The 22,610-nt window shown below is 39.5% G+C and carries 17 protein-coding genes; 14 read left to right on the top strand and 3 right to left on the bottom strand.

The window, feature by feature from the left end:
• The first annotated feature begins 184 nt into the window (after nt 1-184).
• The 4 genes from HMPREF9449_RS10975 (at nt 185) to HMPREF9449_RS10960 (ending at nt 7,063) form a co-directional block, all read left to right on the top strand.
• Nucleotides 185-3,067 (top strand): PL29 family lyase N-terminal domain-containing protein, encoded by a 2,883-nt coding sequence (locus HMPREF9449_RS10975; RefSeq protein WP_009137333.1) that lies wholly within the window; start codon nt 185-187, stop codon nt 3,065-3,067.
• A 198-nt stretch (nt 3,068-3,265) separates the two neighbouring features.
• Nucleotides 3,266-4,687, top strand: coding sequence for an alkaline phosphatase (locus HMPREF9449_RS10970; RefSeq protein WP_009137332.1), 1,422 nt, complete (start codon nt 3,266-3,268; stop codon nt 4,685-4,687).
• Nucleotides 4,688-5,231: 544 nt separating this feature from the next.
• Nucleotides 5,232-6,560 (top strand): hypothetical protein, encoded by a 1,329-nt coding sequence (locus tag HMPREF9449_RS10965; protein ID WP_009137331.1) that lies wholly within the window; start codon nt 5,232-5,234, stop codon nt 6,558-6,560.
• The gene (locus HMPREF9449_RS10960; RefSeq protein WP_009137330.1) at nt 6,557-7,063 is read left to right on the top strand and encodes a glycoside hydrolase family 20 zincin-like fold domain-containing protein; all 507 of its coding nucleotides are present in this window, start codon (nt 6,557-6,559) and stop codon (nt 7,061-7,063) included. Before HMPREF9449_RS10965 ends, HMPREF9449_RS10960 begins: the two co-directional genes overlap by 4 nt.
• Nucleotides 7,064-7,080: 17 nt before the next feature.
• Here the strand turns inward: HMPREF9449_RS10960 and HMPREF9449_RS10955 are convergent, their stop codons facing one another.
• On the bottom strand, nt 7,081-7,311 hold the full coding sequence (locus HMPREF9449_RS10955; protein ID WP_040611372.1) for a hypothetical protein: 231 nt from the start codon (nt 7,309-7,311) through the stop codon (nt 7,081-7,083).
• Between the two features lie 252 nt (nt 7,312-7,563).
• On the opposite strand from HMPREF9449_RS10955, the gene HMPREF9449_RS10950 reads away from it, so the two are divergent.
• The 9 genes from HMPREF9449_RS10950 (at nt 7,564) to HMPREF9449_RS10910 (ending at nt 20,546) form a co-directional block, all read left to right on the top strand.
• Nucleotides 7,564-8,139, top strand: coding sequence for an RNA polymerase sigma factor (locus HMPREF9449_RS10950; RefSeq protein ID WP_009137328.1), 576 nt, complete (start codon nt 7,564-7,566; stop codon nt 8,137-8,139).
• A gap of 210 nt (nt 8,140-8,349) precedes the next feature.
• Nucleotides 8,350-8,931, top strand: coding sequence for a hypothetical protein (locus HMPREF9449_RS10945; RefSeq protein ID WP_009137327.1), 582 nt, complete (start codon nt 8,350-8,352; stop codon nt 8,929-8,931).
• 57 nt (nt 8,932-8,988) lie between these two features.
• Entirely contained in the window at nt 8,989-9,282 is a 294-nt protein-coding gene (locus HMPREF9449_RS10940; protein WP_009137326.1) for a hypothetical protein, read from the top strand.
• Between the two features lie 194 nt (nt 9,283-9,476).
• Nucleotides 9,477-12,317, top strand: a complete 2,841-nt coding sequence (locus tag HMPREF9449_RS10935) for a TonB-dependent receptor (RefSeq protein ID WP_009137325.1) — start codon at nt 9,477-9,479, stop codon at nt 12,315-12,317.
• Nucleotides 12,318-12,337: 20 nt separating this feature from the next.
• Nucleotides 12,338-13,516 carry a DUF4876 domain-containing protein gene (locus HMPREF9449_RS10930; protein ID WP_222704619.1) on the top strand — a complete coding sequence of 393 codons (1,179 nt, stop codon included), beginning with the start codon at nt 12,338-12,340 and terminating at the stop codon, nt 13,514-13,516.
• A 33-nt stretch (nt 13,517-13,549) separates the two neighbouring features.
• Nucleotides 13,550-15,136 (top strand): DUF6850 family outer membrane beta-barrel protein, encoded by a 1,587-nt coding sequence (locus HMPREF9449_RS10925; protein ID WP_009137323.1) that lies wholly within the window; start codon nt 13,550-13,552, stop codon nt 15,134-15,136.
• A gap of 54 nt (nt 15,137-15,190) precedes the next feature.
• Nucleotides 15,191-17,131, top strand: a complete 1,941-nt coding sequence (locus tag HMPREF9449_RS10920; RefSeq protein ID WP_009137322.1) for a 4Fe-4S binding protein — start codon at nt 15,191-15,193, stop codon at nt 17,129-17,131.
• Nucleotides 17,132-17,153: 22 nt separating this feature from the next.
• Nucleotides 17,154-19,322, top strand: coding sequence for a S46 family peptidase (locus HMPREF9449_RS10915; RefSeq protein ID WP_009137321.1), 2,169 nt, complete (start codon nt 17,154-17,156; stop codon nt 19,320-19,322).
• A gap of 24 nt (nt 19,323-19,346) precedes the next feature.
• Nucleotides 19,347-20,546, top strand: coding sequence for an FISUMP domain-containing protein (locus HMPREF9449_RS10910; RefSeq protein ID WP_009137320.1), 1,200 nt, complete (start codon nt 19,347-19,349; stop codon nt 20,544-20,546).
• Nucleotides 20,547-20,743: 197 nt separating this feature from the next.
• On the opposite strand, the gene HMPREF9449_RS10905 is transcribed toward HMPREF9449_RS10910, so the two are convergent.
• Together HMPREF9449_RS10905 and HMPREF9449_RS16715 are read right to left on the bottom strand one after the other, a co-directional pair.
• Nucleotides 20,744-21,481, bottom strand: coding sequence for an outer membrane beta-barrel protein (locus HMPREF9449_RS10905; protein ID WP_222704618.1), 738 nt, complete (start codon nt 21,479-21,481; stop codon nt 20,744-20,746).
• Nucleotides 21,482-21,553: 72 nt separating this feature from the next.
• Nucleotides 21,554-21,697, bottom strand: coding sequence for a hypothetical protein (locus tag HMPREF9449_RS16715; RefSeq protein WP_009137318.1), 144 nt, complete (start codon nt 21,695-21,697; stop codon nt 21,554-21,556).
• Between the two features lie 259 nt (nt 21,698-21,956).
• On the opposite strand from HMPREF9449_RS16715, the gene HMPREF9449_RS10900 reads away from it, so the two are divergent.
• Nucleotides 21,957-22,538: an RNA polymerase sigma-70 factor gene (locus HMPREF9449_RS10900; protein WP_009137317.1), complete on the top strand. Its 582-nt coding sequence runs from the start codon at nt 21,957-21,959 to the stop codon at nt 22,536-22,538.
• Nucleotides 22,539-22,610 lie beyond the last annotated feature (72 nt).

Below are 22,610 nucleotides of genomic sequence, written 5' to 3'. Positions count from 1 at the left end.
AATATGTTTTTTATGAGTAAGGATCGATAATTTAACAATTACAAGAATGAAAAACAAATTTTTACTAATTCTTATACCGCCGGAATCGGGGTAGATGAAAAATTTAAGTAATAAAGGTATGCAAAGTTCAGGAGTTATGAGAAATGTGACTTTGAATTTGATTATTTAATATAAATTTATTATTATGAACAAAAAACGGAAATTTATAAGTATTGCACTGGCAAGTGCTTTATTTTTAGGGATTGCAAGTCCTACTTTCGTCGCTTGTAAAGATTACGACGACGATATTAATAATCTGCAGAGGCAGATTGATGAAATCAATGTGACAATTAAAGAATTACAAGAATTGATTGATGCGGGCTATTTTATCAAATCAATTACTAACACGGATAATGGTATTTCCATTTTAATGAGCAATGGCAAAACTTATACCTTGACGAACGGCCAGGATGGTAAGAGTGTCGTTTGGACAATTGGTCAGGACGGCTATTGGTATCAAGATGGTGTGAAAACTCAGTACAAAGCTATCGGTGTGGACGGTAAGAATGGCAAAGATGGAGAGGACGGTAAAGACGGAGAAGATGGTAAAGATGGTCAGGATGGCCAGAACGGTAAAGATGGCAAGTATTATGTTCCGAATCAGGAAACCGGTTGTTTTGATATTTACCAGGATGGTAAATTAGTGTCCTCGACGGATATTAAGTGGAGAGGCACGGAAGATGAAGGTAAGGCCGGGATCACTGCTGTGCTTAACGGTAATACCTTGACATTATCAGGCGTAAAAGGAGAAACCGATACCGTAATTATTTATATTGGTAAACAATTGGGTTCGGTTGCATTTGTACCGGAAGTAATGAGCTCTGTTGTTTCTTATCCCACTACTACGGACGAATTTTATCATTTGGCTACCTATTTGGATGAGAATAAATACAATGCTGCAACGAAGGTTTTTACTCCTCAATCGAACTGGAAAAAGTCGAACATTGTAAATATGCTTTATCGTTTAAATCCGGAAGATGCTTATGTAGACACTCTGACGATTGCAACTTTCCTGAATCGTAGTGTTTCTACCAGGGCTGCTGCAAATGATAAATTTAATTTACTTTCAGTAGAGAATAACAAGTTTGAAAACGGTATTGCTTCCATTAACGCGACGGTTGATCCTTCTGCATTGAGCACGGATAGTAAAAACGATATTGTAGCTTTACAGGTATGGGTTGGACAGAATGCTGTGACTTCTGATTACGTTCACATTACCTCTTCACCAATCGACGTCATTTTGGTCGATAGTATAAATACGATTGTGGGAAGTAATGTAAAAGAATTTTATTCCCGTACCAAAAGTATAAAAGGGACCCCAGAAAATGATGCTTTTATAAAACAATATGTAAGTTTGGATGCTGAGGCTAATTTTGCATTCAAATACGATGAATCAATTGACTTAAAAGAAAAAGTAGGTCTTTATTCCAATATAAAAGAAAATTATTTGGCTAAGTTGGGTTTTGTCGGCATGAGTTATGAATTTAGTCTTCCTAAAGAATACAACGCTACGGATGAGCAGAAAACCAATCAACAGTGGTTTGTGGAAATGACTGATGGAGTAGTAAAAGCAAATGCAAAGAATTTGGTAAATGGATTGACTCCGGCTATTGGGCGTACACCTGTTGTTCGTGTGGATGCTTATTTGACAGCTAATGGTGGTGCCAATAAATATCTGGTGGCTTCTTCTTATATCAAATTGTCGATTGAACGTACGACTCCTCAACCGGGAGTGGATAAACCGGATTATAATGTCAATATGAGTAGTGCAAAAGAATACGAATATCATACATTATCCGGTTCTGGAACTCTTGTGGTTGAAATGCCGTGGACAGACATCAATAATAAACTTTACGGATTGACAGGTCTGAACGCTAAAAACTTCTGGGATTACTATGGCGGTAGTAGCGATACTTATGCTGTACAAATTTCCACTATTGACAAGACAAATAGAGAAATAAGCCTCTTATATCAACAAATACAAGCCGATCAAAACTGGGTAACGAATAATAATGGCATTCCTGGAGTAATTTTTGGAATAATGCTGAATAAAGGAGAACAGACGACTTCGAATATCAACTTGGGTATAAATAATCTTATTAAGACCGAGAATACGTATAAGGATGTAAATGGCAAGGGTGCTAAATATGTTGTTGAGATCGTTATTCCGTCTGACAATAAGAAAGTTTACGGTGATTTTAGGTTAGTACAGGAATTCTATGTAAGAGAAGATTGTAAAAACTTCACTTATAATCCGTTGTATTATTACGATAATTTCGCAGGTGCGTCAAATTGCATTGTCGTAAAAGGACAATTGAACACATCATGGGAAATGTCTTCTGTAGTCAGTGAACATTTTGAAAAAATTAATGGCAAGAGCGTCTTCCAGTATTACAATACGGTTAACAATGTGAAATCATTGGAATTCCAATGGAAGTCAGGTGTTACCGGTGTAACTCCGGGAGCAGACCAGGTACAGAAGGCAGACTTTACCGTTGCTTTGAGGCAGGCAATGACAAAGGGTACTGAGGTGAAGAATATGACTTATAAAACTGTATTGGTGAACGGTGAGGAATGTAATTTCAATTATAATATCGTATTTGTCAATCCGTTCAAGGCTGGTACTGGAAAAACTATAAGTGTATACGGTAATGGTATAGGCGAAAATATTGGTGAAACGATGCCGCAGGTACTTGTTATGGACAATGATAACGATATTGTCTACAGCTATGATGTGAATGCCGGTAGTTTAGCGCTTAGCGATAAGGCTACTGACGATTACAAAGTTGCTGTGCCGACAGTAACTTATGCATTCGATGATACAGAGGCTGATTATAAAGAATTAGTTAACAATATGTCTCAAGGTTCTATCTTAGAGGTGGACGCTTCAAGCGGTGTGTTCACCTGGAAGAACGAAGGTGCAAGGTTAAAGAGAGATTATAACCTGACCGTTATTGCTAAGGTTACATTCGCTAATCTTTCTGAAGTACAATGCCGTATCCCGGTTGTACTTACAGCAACCAAATAACGGGCATTGTTTCCAAAGGAAACTAGTCGTATGAAAAGAAGGGCTGTCTACAGGAGTAGGCAGCCTTTCTTTGTTTATTTCGTCATTTCATCATTTCTTCATCTTTTTGTCTTTGTGGCTTATCTTTTTTTGTTTAGTTTTGAAAGACGGTTACGAAGGTAGTATTGGTTGGAAATTTATCTATTAAAAGTGCGAGATATGAAAAAAACATTTTATTTATTATTATTTGCATGGGTAGTTGTATTGATTTTGCCACAATGCCAGAATGCTCCTCAGGAGAAAAAAGCTAAATACGTTTTTTATTTTATCGGTGATGGGATGGGGGTGAACCAGGTAAATGGTACGGAAATGTATTTAGCCGAGAAAGAGGGAAGAATTGGACTTAAACCTTTAAACTTTACTCAATTCCCTGTTGTAAATGTTGCCACGACCTATTCCCGGTATAATTCCGTCACTTGTTCGGCCGCTGCCGGTACGGCATTGGCTACAGGTAGTAAAACGAAGAATGGTACAATCGGCATGGATAGTTTGCATAAAGCGCCGCTTTATAGTGTGGCCGTAAAAGCGAAAAATGCCGGTAAGAAAGTCGGGATTACAACTAGTGTCAGTGTGGATCATGCTACTCCTGCCGCTTTCTATGCTCACCAGCCGAACCGGAGTATGTATTATGAAATTGGAACCGACTTACCGAAAGCTGGTTTTGATTTTTATGCGGGAGCGGGCTTTTTACGGCCGGATAATAAAAAAGATTCTACCGCGATGAATTTATTCGAATTGTATGATCGGGAAGGATACACCCTTATAAGAGGTATGGAAGAGTATGCCAATCAGTCGGGAGAGGCTGCTAAGATCATCTTTATTCAGCAGGAAGGGAGCGATCAAGGGAGTCTTCCGTATGCAATCGACCGAAAGGAAGGAGATTTGACATTGGCTCAGATTACGGAGAATGCCATTCAATTTTTAACCCGGAACAATGATAACGGTTTTTTCCTCATGGTAGAAGGCGGAAAAATCGATTGGGCTTGTCACGGTAATGATGCTGCGACAGTTTTTACAGAAGTGGTGGACATGTCTGAAGCTGTACAAAAGGCATTGGATTTTTATAATCAGCATCCGGATGAAACGTTGATTGTGATCACTGCGGATCATGAAACCGGAGGAATTGTATTGGGTACGGGCAAATATGCTTTAAATTTACAGGCTTTACAGTATCAGAAATTATCTAAAGAGGAGTTGACGAAGGCCATTCAGGATTTAGGAAAAGCAAAAGGCAATAAAATATCCTGGGAAGACGTGAAAAATCTGCTCAGTGAAAAACTCGGTTTTTGGAAAGAGGTACAGTTGAGTGAGGAACAGGAAGCTCGATTGAAAAAGGCTTATGCTTCCACTTTTAGCTCTAAAAATGCAAAAATGGAAAAAAATCTCTACGCTGAAAATAGTCAGTTGGCTTCGGAGGCAATCCGGATATTGGATGCGGTTGCTATGGTGGGATGGACCAGTGGAGGACATTCAGCCGGGGTAGTGCCGGTGTATGCCATAGGTGCTGGTTCCCAGCTTTTTTCAGGGAAATTAGACAATACAGATATTCCTAAGAAAATTGCCGAGGCAGCAGGTTATTAGTACAAGCTGTTGAAAAATGACAATGGATAAGAATGTTCAAAAAGTCAAAATTTTAATCTTTTAAAGATAAGCGTTTCTTCGGAAGCAGATTGGCGGAACGGAGATCCTTGCGGAGTGTCTATTTATCACAACCTAGGTGGGGACAATCAAAAATCTGCCGGATCTTACCCATCAGCTTTGAAAGGCCATATATTTATAAAGAACTTTTTGGACATTCTTATTTTAGATTTTCATCTGTTTAACATAAGGGGTGAGGAATAAACTTTTATTGAAGAATTCGATAAATAACAGTAACGAATTGCGAGTAGCTTGTTTGGGGGTTCTATGGTTTAGATATCGCTTTTATTTTGTCTTATAGACACGTAAAGTGCTGGAATATATAGTAAGGAGATTAACTCTTTTCCTATTTTCAGTGCATAGTTACCGGCTTTTGGATATTTTTGCAATACTTCATGGGAAGTTGTCATTTTCATTTGATAAAAGAGAACTTTCTTTGATATTATAAGTTCATTTAGATATATAATCCTTATAAATTACGGCGATTATGTCAATGCATGCAATAGAAAGTTTGGTAGAATATTCTGTCATAACAGTAGCGACAAGCTCGCCTGTTCCCTCTTTGGCACAGAGTATTTGTTATAATCTTTATCGTCTTCAGGATCAGTTGGATTGCGGGTATACGGTCTTGCGGGTTCGGGATGAACTGGAACAGCTCGGTTATCTCTTTCTTTTGCCGCCGGAACAATTGCCGGAACCAGAGCGTGGTGAGGCGATGCGGTTAGCTGAAGAGGGCGGTTTCTTGGAGGATGGCACTTATGTGGACGGCTGTTCCGGGAAATGTTGTATCACTGCAGGATCTGCATTATGGGAGAAACTGCTTGGGGTGGGTATTCTTCCTGCATCGGTAAAGGTGGAACTTCGCCTGCTTAATCCGTTGGAATTGGCGGAACAGATTGTACCCTTGGCTTCCAAGGCACTTGCCGAAGGGGATAAAAGAGGGGCAGATACGTTGGGGCATTGGTATGCTTTCTTCCCGCTGTTTTGCGTGGTGGAAGGTATGGACGATAACAATACCCCCGAACCGGAAAGAATCCAAGAGTTGCTCCGGCTGTTGGCAATTCCCGAAGCGTTTGAAGTGGCAGGAGCCTATGGGAAAGAGATGGATTTCGATTTTGAAGAAGAGGAAATGTCTTTCCTTGCCGGTTGGGAGACTCCGTACCACCAATGGAAAGAGAAACAAGAATCTCTATTCCCGGAATTTTGCAAACGACTGGTATATGAGTTTATCAAGAAGCATGATTTTGCCGAAGCTGACCGTTATGCCTCCCTCATGGGAGATGAAAATGATCCGTCACGCCTGCTCCAGCGTTGCGTGGTCAGTTTTGCCTGCCATCAATGGTTAAAGACGCAGGAGCCGGATAGGTTGCCACCGGAACGCCTACTCTCCCTTCTTGAAGTCAAAGAGGGGTTTGAATACCTGAGCGGACTGCCATTACCTGAGCAGGAACTTGCTACTTGCCGTGTTTATCTGTTACAAACGCTTGTATTATTGAGTGATTATCCGGCTGCCATCGAAATGCAGCAATCCCTGTTTACGGAGGCTATCGCCAAACTGGAGCAATACCCCGAAGGAGAAACAAAACAGTTACAACAGATTGCATTATCCATCAGCTACTACCAGATGTTATACACCAATCTTCCGGACGGTTATCCGTCTAAGAGAGAATGGATGCGAAAAGGCTTTCCGGAATTGATGGAAATGTCCGACGTCAAACGGATATGTGGTGAACTGCTTCCTAAAATGCCGCAAATGGCAGAAACACTGCAACAATACATGGAACAATGTGATACCTTAATAGTGTATATGAAATGAAAAGATTTATGATTTTTAATGCCAAGAAATTCAATATTATGCTATCGTTACTGTTAGTGACGACGCTTTCTTTAGGCATAAACAATAAAGCTGAAATATTGCCTATATCCAATCAAATCAAGCAGGAGAAAGATGTAAAAAAATTTATTTTTACTCCACAAACCATAGTAAAAACAAATTTGCCAAAACAGGCACCCAGCTTGTTTGAGTTGCAACGCATATTAAGAGAGAGATTCGGGCAAAGTGCCATTATAGGAGGTTTCCGGGCAAAAGGGAAGTCAGTTATCGAACTCTGGACAGACTCTGAAATGGAGGGGAAAGAACATTATATACTCGATATATCAGCAAATAAACTCTCCATCAGAGGGGCTACGCAGGAAGCCCTTCTTTACGGATTGAAAGCATTGGATCGGATATTGCAGAGTGATGTATGTAATACGGCGAACAAGCGGATAGCTCCTGTTCATATCGATGCCGCATCCGCTACGGTCATCCAGCCCTGATGCTTGATTTGGAACTTTTATCCCATCAACGTTATCTCTTTCACCTTATGATCTTCCATGTGGGCATGCAGGAAGTGACCGGCGAATGTATCGTCTGTATCTTGAAAAAGAAGTTCCAGTTTATAATGAATGGAACTATCCTCTTTCTCTTTGGTCCTTATATGGACAGATTGCAATTCTATTTGGGAAGCAAACTTCTTTAGGGATAGTGCCGGAAGTTCGCAATCTTCCCGCCAAAAGAAAAACAAAACCTAACGAACGCTTTTTCAGTTAATACGTTAGGCTTTGCCCAAATGTGTAATTCTGCTATCTGTTTATTTTGAAAGTTTATATTCCACCTAACAACTAGGCTTTACAAACGTTTTCTATTTTTAAAGCTTAGCTTTTCATTAGATTTTTCTAACGTTTTTTAGTTTAATTCTTTGAAGCTCAAAATATTTATTTCGTATTTTCGAAAGTTTTTGAATTTTGTCTTGTCCTATTGAAGTAAGTCCGGTGGTATGGGGGAACAAGAATTAGTAAAAAGGATATTGGAAGGGGATGAAAAAGCCTTTCGACTATTTGTTGACATTCATAAAGTGATGGTTGTCAATACTTGCTATGCCTTCCTCCATAATCGGGAAGAAGCGGAGGATATCGCTCAAGATGTATTTATTCAGGCTTTTGAATCCCTGAAATCTTTTCGTTTTGACTGTAAACTTTCCAGTTGGCTTTATCGGATGGCTGTTAATCGGGCGATTAACAGTTGTAAATCTTTTCATAAACGTCGGATAAAATTGAAATTGGACGAAGCGGAACAGCATTTTGATTTCCCTTCTGAAGAATTGCCGGTACAGGAAAAGATGGAGGCCCAGGAAAGGAGGGAACTTTTGCATCGGGCGATAGATAGTTTGCCGGAAAATCAGCGAAAGGCTATTATTCTGAACAAGTACGAAGATTTGTCTTATAAGGAAGTCGCTGATATTATGAATATCAGTTTGGGTGCTGTAGAATCTTTGATTTTCAGGGCAAAAACGAATTTGGAAAAAAAACTGAAACCGATTATCGGTCGGAATAAGATGATATCTCAGAAGTAAAATAGAAAATGTCAGGAAATCCAGTATGAAAGAGAAGAGGCAAACTTTTAAAATAAAAAACGTTTGTAAAGCCTAGTTGTTAGGTGGAATATAAACTTTTAAATAAGTCCGTTGGCTTATTAATATTTTCGTAGACTCCTTGTCTGCAAATAATTAAAATATTACAATGTGTCATCAATTTTGAACGTTTACTTATATAATATTTAAGTTATGGAAAATGTAAAAAAAAGGTATTGGATCTACTGGCTCAATATTGTTTTTCTGGTAGCAAATACTGCGTTTTTTGTCTTTACTTTTTTAGATAACGGACAACGGAAAGCCGATGAACGGAAAATTATTTCCAATGTGTTTTTGAAGAAAGAATTGAAGCTTTCTGATGAACAGTATACTTTATTGTGCGATATGGATAGTATAGTACAGGAAAGATACGAAAGGGTATTGAAACTATTGTGCCGGAATCGCTATATGTTGATGAGTGAATTGGCTAAGCCGCAGCCTTCTGTGGAACGATTGAACAAATTAGCCCGGTCTGTCGGTTTTTTACATGCGGCTTTAAAAACACAGACTTCTCGTCATTTATTAAATATTAAGAAGATTTGCAATCCGGAACAATCTCAGAAATTAGAACAGATTTTCAGGGAATTGCTGGAAATAGATGCACATTGTACGGCATGTGAGAAAAAATGTAGTCAGGAGGAAAAATGTAAAAAATCACCTAAGTTTTGTCCTTACCAACAAGAAATTAAAGATACGCTGGAAAATTTTGCTCTTTCCGGAAAAGAAGTAAAATAATGCAATAGAAGCGCAAGAATTGAAAAATAGATTTGTCTAATAAGAAAAGCTTGTAGAATGAATCTGGAACAGTTAATCAACGAAGATCGAATTCGAAAGGTAAGTGCCGGTTTTTATGAAGAAATTCAGACCCGGGTAAAAGAGCGTACGGAAATGAAGAAGATAAACCGCATTTTTGTCCGCAGGCATTTATGGATGAGCTTGGCTGCCGGGATTCTTCTTGGTTTACTGATCAATGGAATTCAGAAATATCGTTTTGAACACGACCGGTCTGCCGTATTGAAAGAATGGATGGATAATCATTATATGAATGATATTGAAATAGAGCAATCGGATTACTATTTTTTGTAGCCGGAGAAAGTGCGTAAATAATTACAATAAAGAAGGGGATAGCGTGGTGTATAAAAGAAGGGCCGGATTAAACTTTTGAAGAATAGGGATAAGAAAAAAACAGGTTTTCAGTGGTAGAAGACTTGCAGGAGGATTATACAATCCTGTGAAAAGAGCGGGATAATTGAACAGCTAATCATACAAATTGATTTATTATGAAATTTAAGGTGTTGTTTATATTAAGTGTTGCTATCTGGCTGACGGGGCAAATTCCCGTATGGGGACAATCGGCGAAGGTAACCTTGTCCGGTACAGTATCGGACGCAAAAAATGGAGAAACCATGCCGGCTGTGGTAGTGAATATCAAGGAGTTGAATTTATGGGCGACTTCCGACATTGACGGTAATTTTCATTTCAAAAATGTAACTCCGGGAACTTATACTTTGACGGCTTCCTGTTTGGGTTATGAGGATTATTCGATAAAAATTGCCCTGTCTAAAGCCGTGGAAAATTATAAGTTGAAATTGAATGCGCAATCCTTGGCATTGGAGGAGGTAGTGGTAACGGCTAAGGAAGGGGGGAAGTTGAATAGCTCTTCTACGATTAATAAGACAGCTATCGATCACCTTCAGGGAGCTAGTTTAACGGATGTGATGCAGTTGTTACCGGGATCGGTGACGACGAATCCGGATTTGACGAAAATCAATAAGATTTCGATCCGGGATATATCAGGCGATGATGCTACCAATGCCTTGGGAACGGCCGTCATTGTCGATGGAGCCAGATTGTCGAATGATGCTAATTTACAATCCCGGAACGATATCAGTGCTTTTGAAACCACGAAAGGGACGGGGGTGGATGCCCGTCAGGTCTCTGTCGATAATGTAGAATCGGTCGAGATTATCCGGGGGGTAGCTTCTGCGGAATACGGAGATATGACTTCGGGAGCGGTTGTCGTCAAGACAAAGGCGGGGAAGACTCCTTTCCAGGTGCGTTTTAAAACAGATCCTAATATTAAACAAGTGTCCGCCGGGAAGGGCTTGTCTTTAGGAGAAAACAAAGGTTTTTTTAATGTAGATGCCGAATATGCCCGTGCCTTTAAAGATGTCCGTACTCCTTCTAAATCCTTTGACCGGGTGACAGCTCAATTCGGGTATTCTAACATTTTTAACCCGGAAAAACGTGCTGTGAGTTTCAATGCAAAATTAAAAGGGATTTTTATAAAAGATAAATACGAAAGGGATCCGGATCAGGTAAAAGATGAAGTTTATAAAGCTCAGGAGCAGCAAGTGAGTTTAAACCTATACGGGAACTGGATGATACAGAAACCTTGGCTGACAAATATAAATTACAATCTTTTCGGTTCTTACGGAAATCAGTATAACCGGGAGAAAATCTGGAGAACGCCTGGGCGTGTCCCAAGTACTTCGGAGACAATAACGGGAGAACAGGAGGGGATTTTATTACCGTATGAATATTTCAGTGATCTGAAGATTAAAGGGAAGCCGATTTATGTGACGGCTAAAGTGACTGCAAATGTGGCTGGTAAATACGGTTCCGTTTATAATAAGTTTTTGTTAGGAGCAGAATGGTCGACAAAAGGGAATAAGGGAGAGGGAAAAACATTTGATGCCAATCGGACGCCTTCCCAGAATTTGCGCCCCCGTTCTTTTAAAGATATTCCTTTTATCCAGGAGTATACCGGATTTATCGAAGATAAAGTAACCTTTACCATGAATAAAAAGTCGTTGGAACTTTCTGCCGGCTTGCGTTTCACTACTATTGAGACAAGAGATTATGATTACGGTGTCGTATTTGACCCCCGTTTCAATGCCCGCTTTGTATTTCTGGATAATAAATGGAATAGAAAGGGTTTTCAGCATTTGAGTATACGTGCTGGTTGGGGAATCTTACATAAGATGCCGGGTCTTGCCTATCTTTATCCTGATCCCTCTTATGTGGATAGATCCAGTTTTTCTTATAACGATGAAGAAAATAATTATTCCCTGGGAGTAATGACGACGATGGTGACGGAGACTGCTAACCGGGATTTGGAGTTACCTAAGAGTACGAATTTTGAGTTTGGCGTTGATTTAAAATTTTGGGGAATTACAGCTAATTTGGCTTATTTCAATGAAAAACTGAGAAAAGGATTCAGTTTTGCCGGAGCGGCACGGCCTTTCTTTTACCGGGAATATAATTTGGTCAACGAAAGCGGAAAGCGTCCTCAATTTGTAAACGGGATGGTGGAAGTGGACGGAAAACCTGTGGATTATTCAATACGAGAAACTTTTGCTACCTATAATCGTGCTGCCAACGGTGTAAGTAATGATAAATGGGGAATCGAATACAGTTTGGATTTCGGTAAAATTAAGGCTATTTCTACTTCCGTTATTGTGGATGGAGCTTATTTTTACAATAAACAGCTGGAAAATAACCTGCAAATGCAATATGAGACTTCTAATTTCGGGGGAGGTATAAAGGACTATCCTTTTGTGGGTATTTATGCCGGGGGTAATACAAATTCGGGAAGTAACGGTACAAAGAGCCAACGTTTGAATACAAATGTTCGTCTGGTGACACATTTGCCTAAACTACGTTTGATTTTCACGCTGACGGGACAATGTGTCTGGATAGATAAAACCCAGCGTTTAGCGGAATATCAGGGGAAGAGTCTTTTGTATTACAGAGATCAGGATAAAAATATAGTGGATGGAAGTAATCCGGATGCAATCGCTGCGATTTGTGTAAATCCGGTTGCTTATATGGATTTGGAGGGCAGGATTCATCCTTTTACAGAAGCAGAAAGACTGAATCCGGATTTTGACCGCTATATCCGGACTTCTCGCCCGGAATATTTTACGACGGATTCCCAGGATCCTTATTTTATGTTGAATATGCGGTTGACCAAAGAGATCGGTAGGATTGCTTCTTTATCCTTTTATGCAAATAATTTTACGAATTCCCGTCCCAGAAGATTTTTCCGTTCCGGTGCTTATTATCAGCGTTTAAATACAGAGATGTCATTTGGAGCTGAATTGCAATTGAAATTTTAATACTTTTAAACGATAAGATGATGAAGACATATTATATAATAACTCTTTTTCTAATGCTGTGTTGTATCGGTTGTTTGAAAGATGAAAAAGAAAGTTTACCCGTACGGATCCAAATGGTTTTTCCGGAAGAATTACAACAAGTCGATAAATCGGGGGTAAATGTAAAATTGTTTAATACAACTACCGGTTTGACTTATAATATGGTGACGGATGCTTCCGGTATAGCTGTTGCGAATGTAGAATATGGGTTTTACGAGGCAATTGCTCAAAAAAAGTATCATACAGGTAGTGAAGTCCGGATTGTAAATGGCCGGATCGAAAACATGATTCTGACACCGGAAAATGGAGACAATAAAGAATTGTACTCCATGGATTTGATTTCTGCTGTTTTACCGCAGTTGGTTATCAAAGAAATATATTATGCCGGATGTTTGGATGATATGGGAAATAATTACAATAAAGATACTTATATCTCCATTTATAATAATTCTTCGGAAGAGGCGAGTCTGGATAGTTTGTGTATTGCTTGTGTCAACCCCTTGACGAGTGCCAATGGAAGCACTTTTATAAAAGAGGATGGTTCTCTAATGGATAAATTGCCGCTGGCTTATCTGGCTTGGCAAGTTCCTGCCGGATCGGCTAAAGTATTGAAACCGGGAGAGGAAGTCATTATGGCGATTAATGCTGTCAATCATGAGCAGAGGGCTAGTCATTCTGTTAATCTGGCAGTAGCTGATTATGCCTTCTGGGATGCAGATTTGACAAAAGAAGAGGTGCCGGCGCCGGGAGTTGTGCCTCTTTTAAAGTTTTGGAAAGAAGGAACCTCGACTGCTTTTAGTGTTTCTCAGACCGGACCGGCTATGATTTTGTTTAAGATAAAAGGCACGAGTGCTACTGAATATGCGGGGGATCCGGGAAATCTCATGAAAGATCCTGCCAAACCCAATGTAAATACCCGTTATCTGATGATTCCATCGGATTGGGTAATTGACGGAGTGGAATGCGTAATTAGCCGTGCTCAGGCCAATAAACGGTTGACGACAAATGTAGATGCAGGGTTTATTTTTATGGAGAACCAGAATGAAGGTTTAGCCGTCGTCCGGAAGATAGAAAGTGTAGAAGGAGGAAGAATCGTTTATAGGGATACAAATAATTCAAGTGAAGATTTTGAAGTAAAACCAGCCAGCTTGAAGAAATAAACAAAGGTCAGCAACTCATAAAATGAATGTGTTATGAAAGTTAATAAAATATATATCCTTGTTTTAAGTCTGGTATTTACCGGATTCGCTGGGGTGAAGGCACAGACGAGAGAATCGGAGAAATATGCTTATCGCATGGAGCGTATCCGGACGGCAAATCCTTGGAATGTTTCGTATAATTCGGCCGGTTTGATTTTTAACCGGAATGAAGATTTTTCGTTGGTTCGTTTAGGTTATGATTATCAGGACGGAAATTACCGGAATGTTTTTGAATCCACCTCGGAAGGTTGCTTTAAGTTGAATACGGAGTCTTTTCGAAAGATAAAGAAGGTATATTTCTATGGAAATTTCGATTTTGATTATTCTCATCGGCAGAATAAAGCGTGGGCTAGTGTGTTGGATCCTTATCGGACACCTATTTTCCTGGCAGATTCTACACCCGGCAGACAGACTTTGGAACTTTACCGGGTAAACGGAGGTGTGGGATATGAGTTGAGTAGACATTTTGCAATTGGAGGACGAATGGATTTTGAAGTGGCTAATAATGCTAAAAAGAGAGATGCCCGGAATAAAAATGTCTATATGTCCTTACACATTGCTCCGGGCATAATGTACCGTAGTAAATGGATGAATCTGGGATTAAATTTTATCTATGGCAGAAAAACAGAAAAAGTAGATATCCGGATTTATGGGACCGGACAAAACCATGAGATATTTGAATTCGACGGGTTATGGTTTTATACTTCTGATGTGATTAAAGAATCCGGAACGATAGAACGGGAATACCGTGATAATATTTATGGAGGAGCTGCTCAAATGGAATTCTACGGAAAACGGTGGAAATTTTTTAATCAGTTGTCTATCACAAAAGGAAAGGAAGAAATTTTCCGAAACAAGGCCGGGGATAACAGGGGCGGGGAAGTCGAGACCCTTGTTTACGATTACGACGGAGCTTTTCAAATAACAGGAGAAAAATATGATCATCATTTACAAGGAGCGGCAGACTTTACAAAGAGCCTTCTTTTTGAAAATCTTCAACGTTCTATTATTATCGATCAATCGAGTCAGATTGTACAATTCGGACGGAAAAATAAGTCGGATATCGATGCTGTAAAAGCGGATATCCACTATACGCTTTACCGGAATCGTACGGATTATAACAGTTCCTGGTACATGACTGTGGGGGGAAGGGGATATATACGGGAAGTTAAATACCGGATGTTCCCTGTCGAATTTAAACACGAAGTAAAGAGTCTGGAGGGGTATATTGACTTTAATAAAAATTTCCTGTTCAAAAAAGGTATGTTAGATTGTGGTGTCGGGGGAAGCTATGCAGAAGGCAGTGGAACATTATTGGACCGGAACAGCGTAGCTCCGGAAGAGCGGCCCGATATCGATTTATACAAACAACGGAAAGATTTGTTGTTGCAGGAATATGAGTTTTTAACTTGTGATAAGTTTTCGGTACATGTCCGCTTGAGGTATTCTTACTTTTTGAATAGAGAAAAAGGAATGAGCTTGTATGCAGATGCTCGTGTAAACTACTTAAAAGCTGTCAGCGGAATATATAAAAATAAAGAACGGACAGGCATACAGGCTGTCATAGGCTTGGCTTTCTAAATTGTGATATGCTAAATAAAAGAAAATCAAAATCATACTAAATCAATTATCCTAATGAAAAAAATTAAAAATAATGTGTGGCGTCATGTATTGCAATTGGGTGTGATTGCAGTCATTGCCGGTTTTATCCTGAAAGTATTTTTAGGTGGGGCTCCGGCCGATGTAGAAGCTTATTGTCCCTTCGGAGGTTTACAGTCCTTAGCTACGTTTATCAGTTCTGATACCCTGGCTTGCAGCATGTCGGTAGTACAGATTACGATGGGAATTGTACTGGCTTTGGCGGTGATGCTGTTCAGTAAGTTATTTTGCGGTTATGTTTGTCCGCTGGGAACGCTGACGGAATGGATGAATGAACTGCGCAAAAAGATGAAAATAGGATTTATGGTAAAAACGGGCTCGGTTGGGGATAAATTGTTGAGAGCTATTAAATATATTTTATTGTTTGTCATTTTTTACATGACGATTCGTTCCAGTGAATTATTTTGTAAAAACTTCGATCCTTATTATGCTTTTGCCACCGGTTTTAAAGGGGAATTAACTGCTTGGATGGCTATTATTTCTATTTTGGTCCTTTTTGCCGGGAATTTGTTTATCGGGATGTTCTGGTGTAAATATGTCTGTCCCTTGGGAGCATTGAGTAATATCTTTAAATTTACGCTGACCTTTATTGTTTTGGTGGTATTGGGGATAATAGCCGGGTATGCCGGACTACCGATGAATTGGATTTGGATATTGGGAGCTGCTGCCGTTATTTGTTATCTGTACGAGATCATTTATTATAAGAGCAATACATTCCCTTTGCTGCGGATTACCCGGAAGGAAGAAAAATGTAATAATTGCGGACTTTGTTCAAAGCGTTGCCCGATGAATATTGATGTGGCTCAGTTGAAAACAGTCAAACATGTCGATTGTATGCTGTGTGGGGAATGTGTAGGTGCTTGTCATAGTCAGGCCATTCAGATCAACCGGAATCCCAGATTCCGTTGGTTACCAGTGGTGTTGACTGTTGTATTATTCTTTTTTGCCGTATGGATGGGTTCTCATTGGGAATTGCCTACTATTTCTGAAAAATGGGGAGACGAAGCGAAATGGTCAAAATTGGAAATGTTTGAACGGGATGGTATGAAAACAGTAAAATGTTATGGAAGCTCTAAAGCTTTTGCTGCTAAAATGAAAAGAGTGCCCGGGGTATATGGCGTAACGACTTACGTCAACCGTTTTGCTGTTCAGGTATATTATAATCCGGAAGAGACTACTCAGGAAAAGGTGGAGAAGGCGATGTTTACTCCGACAAAAATGAAATTGAAAGTTCCTTCTCCCGAAGTGGAAAAATTGCAAGTGATTACCATCGGAGTGGAAAAATTGTTCGATAAGATGGACGTTACTTTCTTATCCAATATTTTCCGGCAGAAGGAAGGGTATTACGGGATCATTTCCCAGTATGCTTGTCCCGTTCAGATAAAACTGTTTATAGATGCCAATAAACCGATTGATAAAAAAGAATTGAGAGAAATTGTTGAAACCCGAGAGTTCGAAATCCTGCTGCACGGAGGGGTTAAGAAAAAAGTAACCTGTGATTACGAATTTGTATCTATGGATGCGAAGATAGATACGATTAGCCGGGCTGATTTTTTGAATCTGATGTTTCCTCAGACAAAAATGACCTTTAAAGGAAATGTGGCAAAATATGGATCGGATGTGGCGACAGCCGTATATGAATTGCCTTATGTGGGTCTGGATAAACCTCTGATTCAAAGAAGATTGCCTTATTTTGGCAGCTTTATCTCCAATTACGATGGAATACTGGGTTATGAGACAGCCTTGAACGGGGATACGCCTGTCATCCGGATTACTTATGTAAAGGAAGTGTTAAACGATGAAAAAATATGGGAGATGTTGCAAGCTCCGAAATGGACCATCCATTATACGGACGGACGGGTGGAGGAAAAAGAAGCGCAATTGCCTTTTAAAACGCCGGGAAAAACAATAGAGTAAAAATTCGGTTAAATTGAGAAAAATGAAAAGAGTATTGAAATATATAACTGTTCTGTTTTTGTTAAGTTGTCCTGTAAGGGTATGGGCAGATGAGGGGATGTGGTTGATAAACCTGATGGAACGGATCAATTATGAGACAATGCAGGCAAAAGGCGTTCAGCTTTCTGCGGAAGAGATTTACAGCGAGACCCAACCTTCTTTGAAAGATGCCATTGTTGCTCTGGATTACGGAAGTTGTACGGGAAGTATGATTTCCCAAAGCGGGTTGATGATTACCAATCACCATTGTGCTTACGATGATATTCAGAAAATCAGTTCGATGGAACACGATTATTTAAAAAATGGTTTTTGGGCAAAAAGAGCCGAAGAGGAAATTGTAATTCCAGGAAAAACTGTTATGTTTTTGCAGAAAGTGAAAGATGTCACGGAAGAATACCGGAAAGTACTGGCTAAATATAATAAACCGGGTGAATACCAACCTTATTTTTCCCGGAGAGCAGGGAGTGAGTTGGAAAAAAAATACAAAGAAAAGGGGTATGAATTGTCTTGTGTTCCGATGTTGAGGGGGGACCGGTATTATCTTTTTTACTATAAAGTATATTCCGATGTACGGTTAGTAGGCGCACCTTCGGCCATGTTGGGCGCTTTTGGCGGGGATACGGACAATTGGTCCTGGCCGCAACACAAATGTGATTTTTCCCTCTACCGGGTATATGCGGATAAAGACGGAAATCCTGCTAAGTATTCCAAGGACAATGTGCCTTTACAACCCCAATATGTATTGCCGGTATCGGTAGCCGGTTTAAAGGAGGGAGATTATGCCATGTTGTTGGGTTATCCGGGTTCCACGGCCCGTTACACCCCTTCCTTTGGTGTGGCAGAAAAAATAGAAGTGAGCGATCCGGCGATGGTGAAAGTGAGGGATGTGAAACTGGCTATTTTACGGGAGGCAATGCAGGCGGATCCGGAAGTGAAATTACAGTATGCATCTAAATATTTTGGTAACAGTAATTATTGGAAATATGCCATAGGGGAGATGAAATACACCCGTCAATACGATGTCGTAGGTTTGAAAACGGCCGAGGAACAAAAATTGACAGAATGGATAAAAGCGGATTCCCGGCGTTTGTCAAAATACGGTGATTTAATAGCGGAATTGCGCGAATGTTATGCTTTTCAGGCTCCTTATATTGCTGCGGATATTTACCACAAAGAGACGATGATCAACGGCTCGGATATATTGCGTTTGGGCTTACGGTTTAAAGCCGTGGAAGGGAGAATGAAGAAAGACAAATGCTGTAAAATGGAAAAGGATTGCAGCCAATGTCAAATGCTCCGGAAGGTATGTGAAAACTATTTTAAAGATTATAATGAACAGGTCGACCGGAAAGTTTTTGCTGCTGCATTGCGTTTGTATATAGAAAATATGCATCCTGATTTTATTGCCCCGGAGATCGTACAGTTGGTAAAAAAATTTGATTCTAATTATGAAAAATTGACGGAATATGTCTATGAGCATTCTTTTTTGGCAAGCCGAGAAAAACTGTTTGCCAAATTAAACAAAGACCTTCGTTTGGAGGATATTGTGAAAGATCCGGCTTATATTATCGTCCGTTCTGCTCAGGATAAAAATTATAAATTACGGGATTATCTGGAGAAAAACCGTCAGAAAATAGCAGAATTGAGAACAAAATATACAGCGGCTTTGTTGGAGATGAATCAAGGAAAGGCGATTTATCCGGATGCGAATTCTACGATGCGGATTACTTATGGAAACGTGGGGGGCTATTCTTCTAAGGATGCCGTTACCTATGCTTCTCATTCTACGATTGCCGGTTATCCCGAAAAATATGTAAAGGGAGATCCTGAATTTGATTTGCCGGAAGGCTTTCTGGATTTGGTGGAAAAAGGGGAATGGGGAAGATATGCAGACACGGCCGGAAAACTATATACGGGATTTGTAACCAATCAGGATATTACAGGAGGAAATTCCGGGAGTCCGGTGATGAATGCTAAGGGAGAATTAGTAGGCTTGGCTTATGATGGGAACTGGGAGTCCATGGCCGGAGATCTATACTTTCATCCGGAATACAACAAATGCGTCTGTGTCGACATTCGTTTTGTTTTGTGGGTAATTGATAAATACGCTGGGGCTGGGCGATTGATCGAAGAGATGAATATTAAGGAATAATCTATTAAATTAAATAACTTTACTATGAAAAGAACCATTTACTACGGAATCATACTGGCGGCTTTTTCAGTTTTCTTTTATGGCTGTGATGAAGAAGATGAAACGGCGTCTCCGGTATTGAATCTTTCGGAGTCTTCTAAGGAAATAGACTTCCAGAAGAATGTGTTCGAAGTGGATCTGATGTCGAATACGAAATGGGAATTGGTAAATAAATCCTTGTGGATCAGTGCTGTTCCCGGAAGTGGTGACGGAGATGCTAAGTTGACTTTTAGTATTGCTGCCAATGAAGAGAACGACCGAAAAGATTCTGTTTATTATGAAGTGATTACCGGTATAGAAAAAGTGAGGAAATATTTTGTGGTTTCTCAAAAAGGAGTACCGGCAGAAATTGCGATCAGTCCTTGGGGAGAAAAAAATATTGACGAAAATGGAGAGGAATTTGAGGTGAAAGTCTATACGAATAAAGATTGGAGCTTGGATTTGGCTTCTGCCGATGAAGGCTGGATAAGCTTGAGCCGGACGGAGGGAAGCCGGGAAGATTCCATCGTAGTGGTTACGGTAAATTCCAATGTGGGAGATGTCCATACAGGCACATTGACATTTCGGGCTGGAGGGGCGTCGGTTGAGTTGATCGTCACTCAGGAAGAAAATTCCTGTAAGGCAGAATTTACCTACGAAGGGGAAATATATAAAAATGTCAAGATGAAAGATGGCCGTTGCTGGATGGCGGAGAACTTGAGGTATGTTCCGGCTGGAATGACTGTTTCTGACGATCCAGCGGAGGATACCGGTATCTGGTATGCAAAGATGGAAAGTGATGCGGATTCTGTGAAAGCGTATGGGTATTTGTACAACTGGTCGACTGTTTTGGGAGGGGAAAGTGCAGCTGAAAAAGTGAAAGGAATTTGTCCTCCGGGGTATCACGTACCTTCTCAGGAAGAATTAAATGTACTTTTGGAATCCTATAAAAGGGAAGATGATAAAGTTTACTTAGAAGATTTGGAGGCGGATGGATTCCAATGTACTATTGGTGGACAGAGAATGTTTAATGGTAAATTTACCGGTGTTCTCGGCTATATGTGGGCATCTACCGATGCCAGTACAGCTACCGTTTCTCAAAATAAAGGCCTGATGCTGAGCCCGGTCTTGAAAACGGCTAGTGTGGCAAATGCCCGTTGGACAGTGGGAATCGGATTGAGGTGTGTAAAGGACGAGAAAAAGTAAATAGTTTTGAATGTTCTGATGGGAAGAAGAATTGGTGGTATTTCATACCCGCTAAGTGCCCGTCTGAATACTGACTGATGAACGAACCTTCAGTTCTGATGACAACTTAATCAGAATTGAAGGTTCATTTATAAATGGAGGCTGATCCTCTGTCGGCTGAAAGCAGGAAGATTTCAGATTACTGTTTACATTTTGCTTTAGCGTTTCCCTAATTTTAGAAGATTATAGCTGAGTGTAAGATTTGCTTGGAAAGGGAAAAGCTTTTTGGGATAAAAATCGGCCTGCTTTAAAATGTCTTTGCAGCTGCCGCTTACTCTCAACATAATAAAGAGCTGCTTTACAATTTGTTGTTCTATTCCTAATGTAAGGCCTGCATCCCATTTATCGGCTTCAGGCATATCGGGAAGGAAAGTCAGCGAGGGGTTCTGAGTCTCTCCTTCTGGTTCCCATGAAGTTGTCCCTCCTATGATTGTTGTAGGAAGTGAAATTTTTCTTTTGATGTTTACGGAAAAATAACCTCCCAAAAATACGGCGGTTCGCTGAGCATTGAATTTATATTTTACATAAAAAGGGACGGATAAGGCATGTAGATTTATTTTTATAAGAGCCTGATCCTTAAAAATAAGTTTGTAAGGGTGTTCTGCTAAAGAAGGAATAATGAGTGTCTGTATATCGTGTTTATTTTCCGTTCTTAACTGCGTATAATTAATTTCGGCCCCAATACTCCATTTTTTTTGGAAAGGGAAATCCATTTTTAGTCCATAAATTCCATCGTATTTCATTCCGTCGATTGTTCCGGAAGACATAAAACCTGTACTGATACCTGCCTGTATAGCAAAGTTTACCGAATAATCTTTGGAACAGGATGTTTTTTGGCTATACACATTCCCTGACAGTAATAAAGCCACAAGGATAAAAATATCTTTTCGCATCATCATTTAGAAATTGAAAATTAGATGCAATAAAGATATTAATTAAAATTATATATTTTGCATTATTTTTATAAATTAATCAATTTGTTGGATGATGACAGGATTTTCGATATTTTCGTCTTCATCGATAATTGTAGCAGCTAGAAGCCACCATAACAGTAAAATAGATAAAAGGACAGCAGCGATGATCGTCCATATTTTTTGAGTTTTCTTTTTCATTTTATATTGTTTTAGAAATATACGCAAATCCGAAAGAAAGGGTTAAGAAAGATTTCTAAACCTTCCCTCAGAATCGATACTGTCAAACTTTAAAAAAGAATAAAATAAAGGAGGGAAGTCAGATTTATTTAGAAATATTGTATTTTTATGATTAAAATAAACGAACTTTGCCTGGTCAGTCTATTAAAAAATAAGTGGGAAAAAATAATCTTAGATTTATAAATTTATACAAAGGGGGCTTTGTGAATTAAAATCAAGAATGGATACGAAGGAAGATATACTTTGCTTGATAGAAGGAGATGCTAAGGCCTTTGAGCGGATTTTTCGTTATTATTCCCGTGCGATGTTTTTTATTGCTATGGGATTGGTCAATGACCGGGATATAGCGGAAGATGCCGTGCAGGAAAGTTTTGTGTATTTATGGAATCATCGGAAGCAAATTGATCCGGCTTATGATATTCAGTATTATTTGAAACAATCTGTCCGAAATTATATTTTTAATTATTTTCGTCATCAAAATATAGAGAAAAAACATGCGGAGGATTTAAACCGGGAGCAGCAATTTTGGGGAGAGTATGCACCGGAAGATTGTTCTGAACAAATTGAACGGATCAAAAAAGTAATTTTTTCTTTACCCGAGGAATGTCGTAAAATTTTTATAATGTCTGTTCTGGAAGGCATGAGTTATGCAGATACAGCTACTGCTCTGGATGTTTCCATAAATACGGTAAAGACTCAAGTGAAAATTGCTTATCGTAAGTTAAAAACTTCTTTTCAGGAATGTTCTCTGGATGAGTTAGTTCCCATTCTCATCGTCATAATTCTAAAATTTTTTTTATAATTTTTTCACCCTTTTTATCGATTGGAGTTCATTATATAGGATTCCGTTCCGAAACGGAAGGAGTAATGAAAT

Source organism: Odoribacter laneus YIT 12061, assembly GCF_000243215.1.
Lineage (GTDB): Bacteria > Bacteroidota > Bacteroidia > Bacteroidales > Marinifilaceae > Culturomica > Culturomica lanea.
This window is presented reverse-complemented; position numbering and strand designations above follow the sequence as displayed.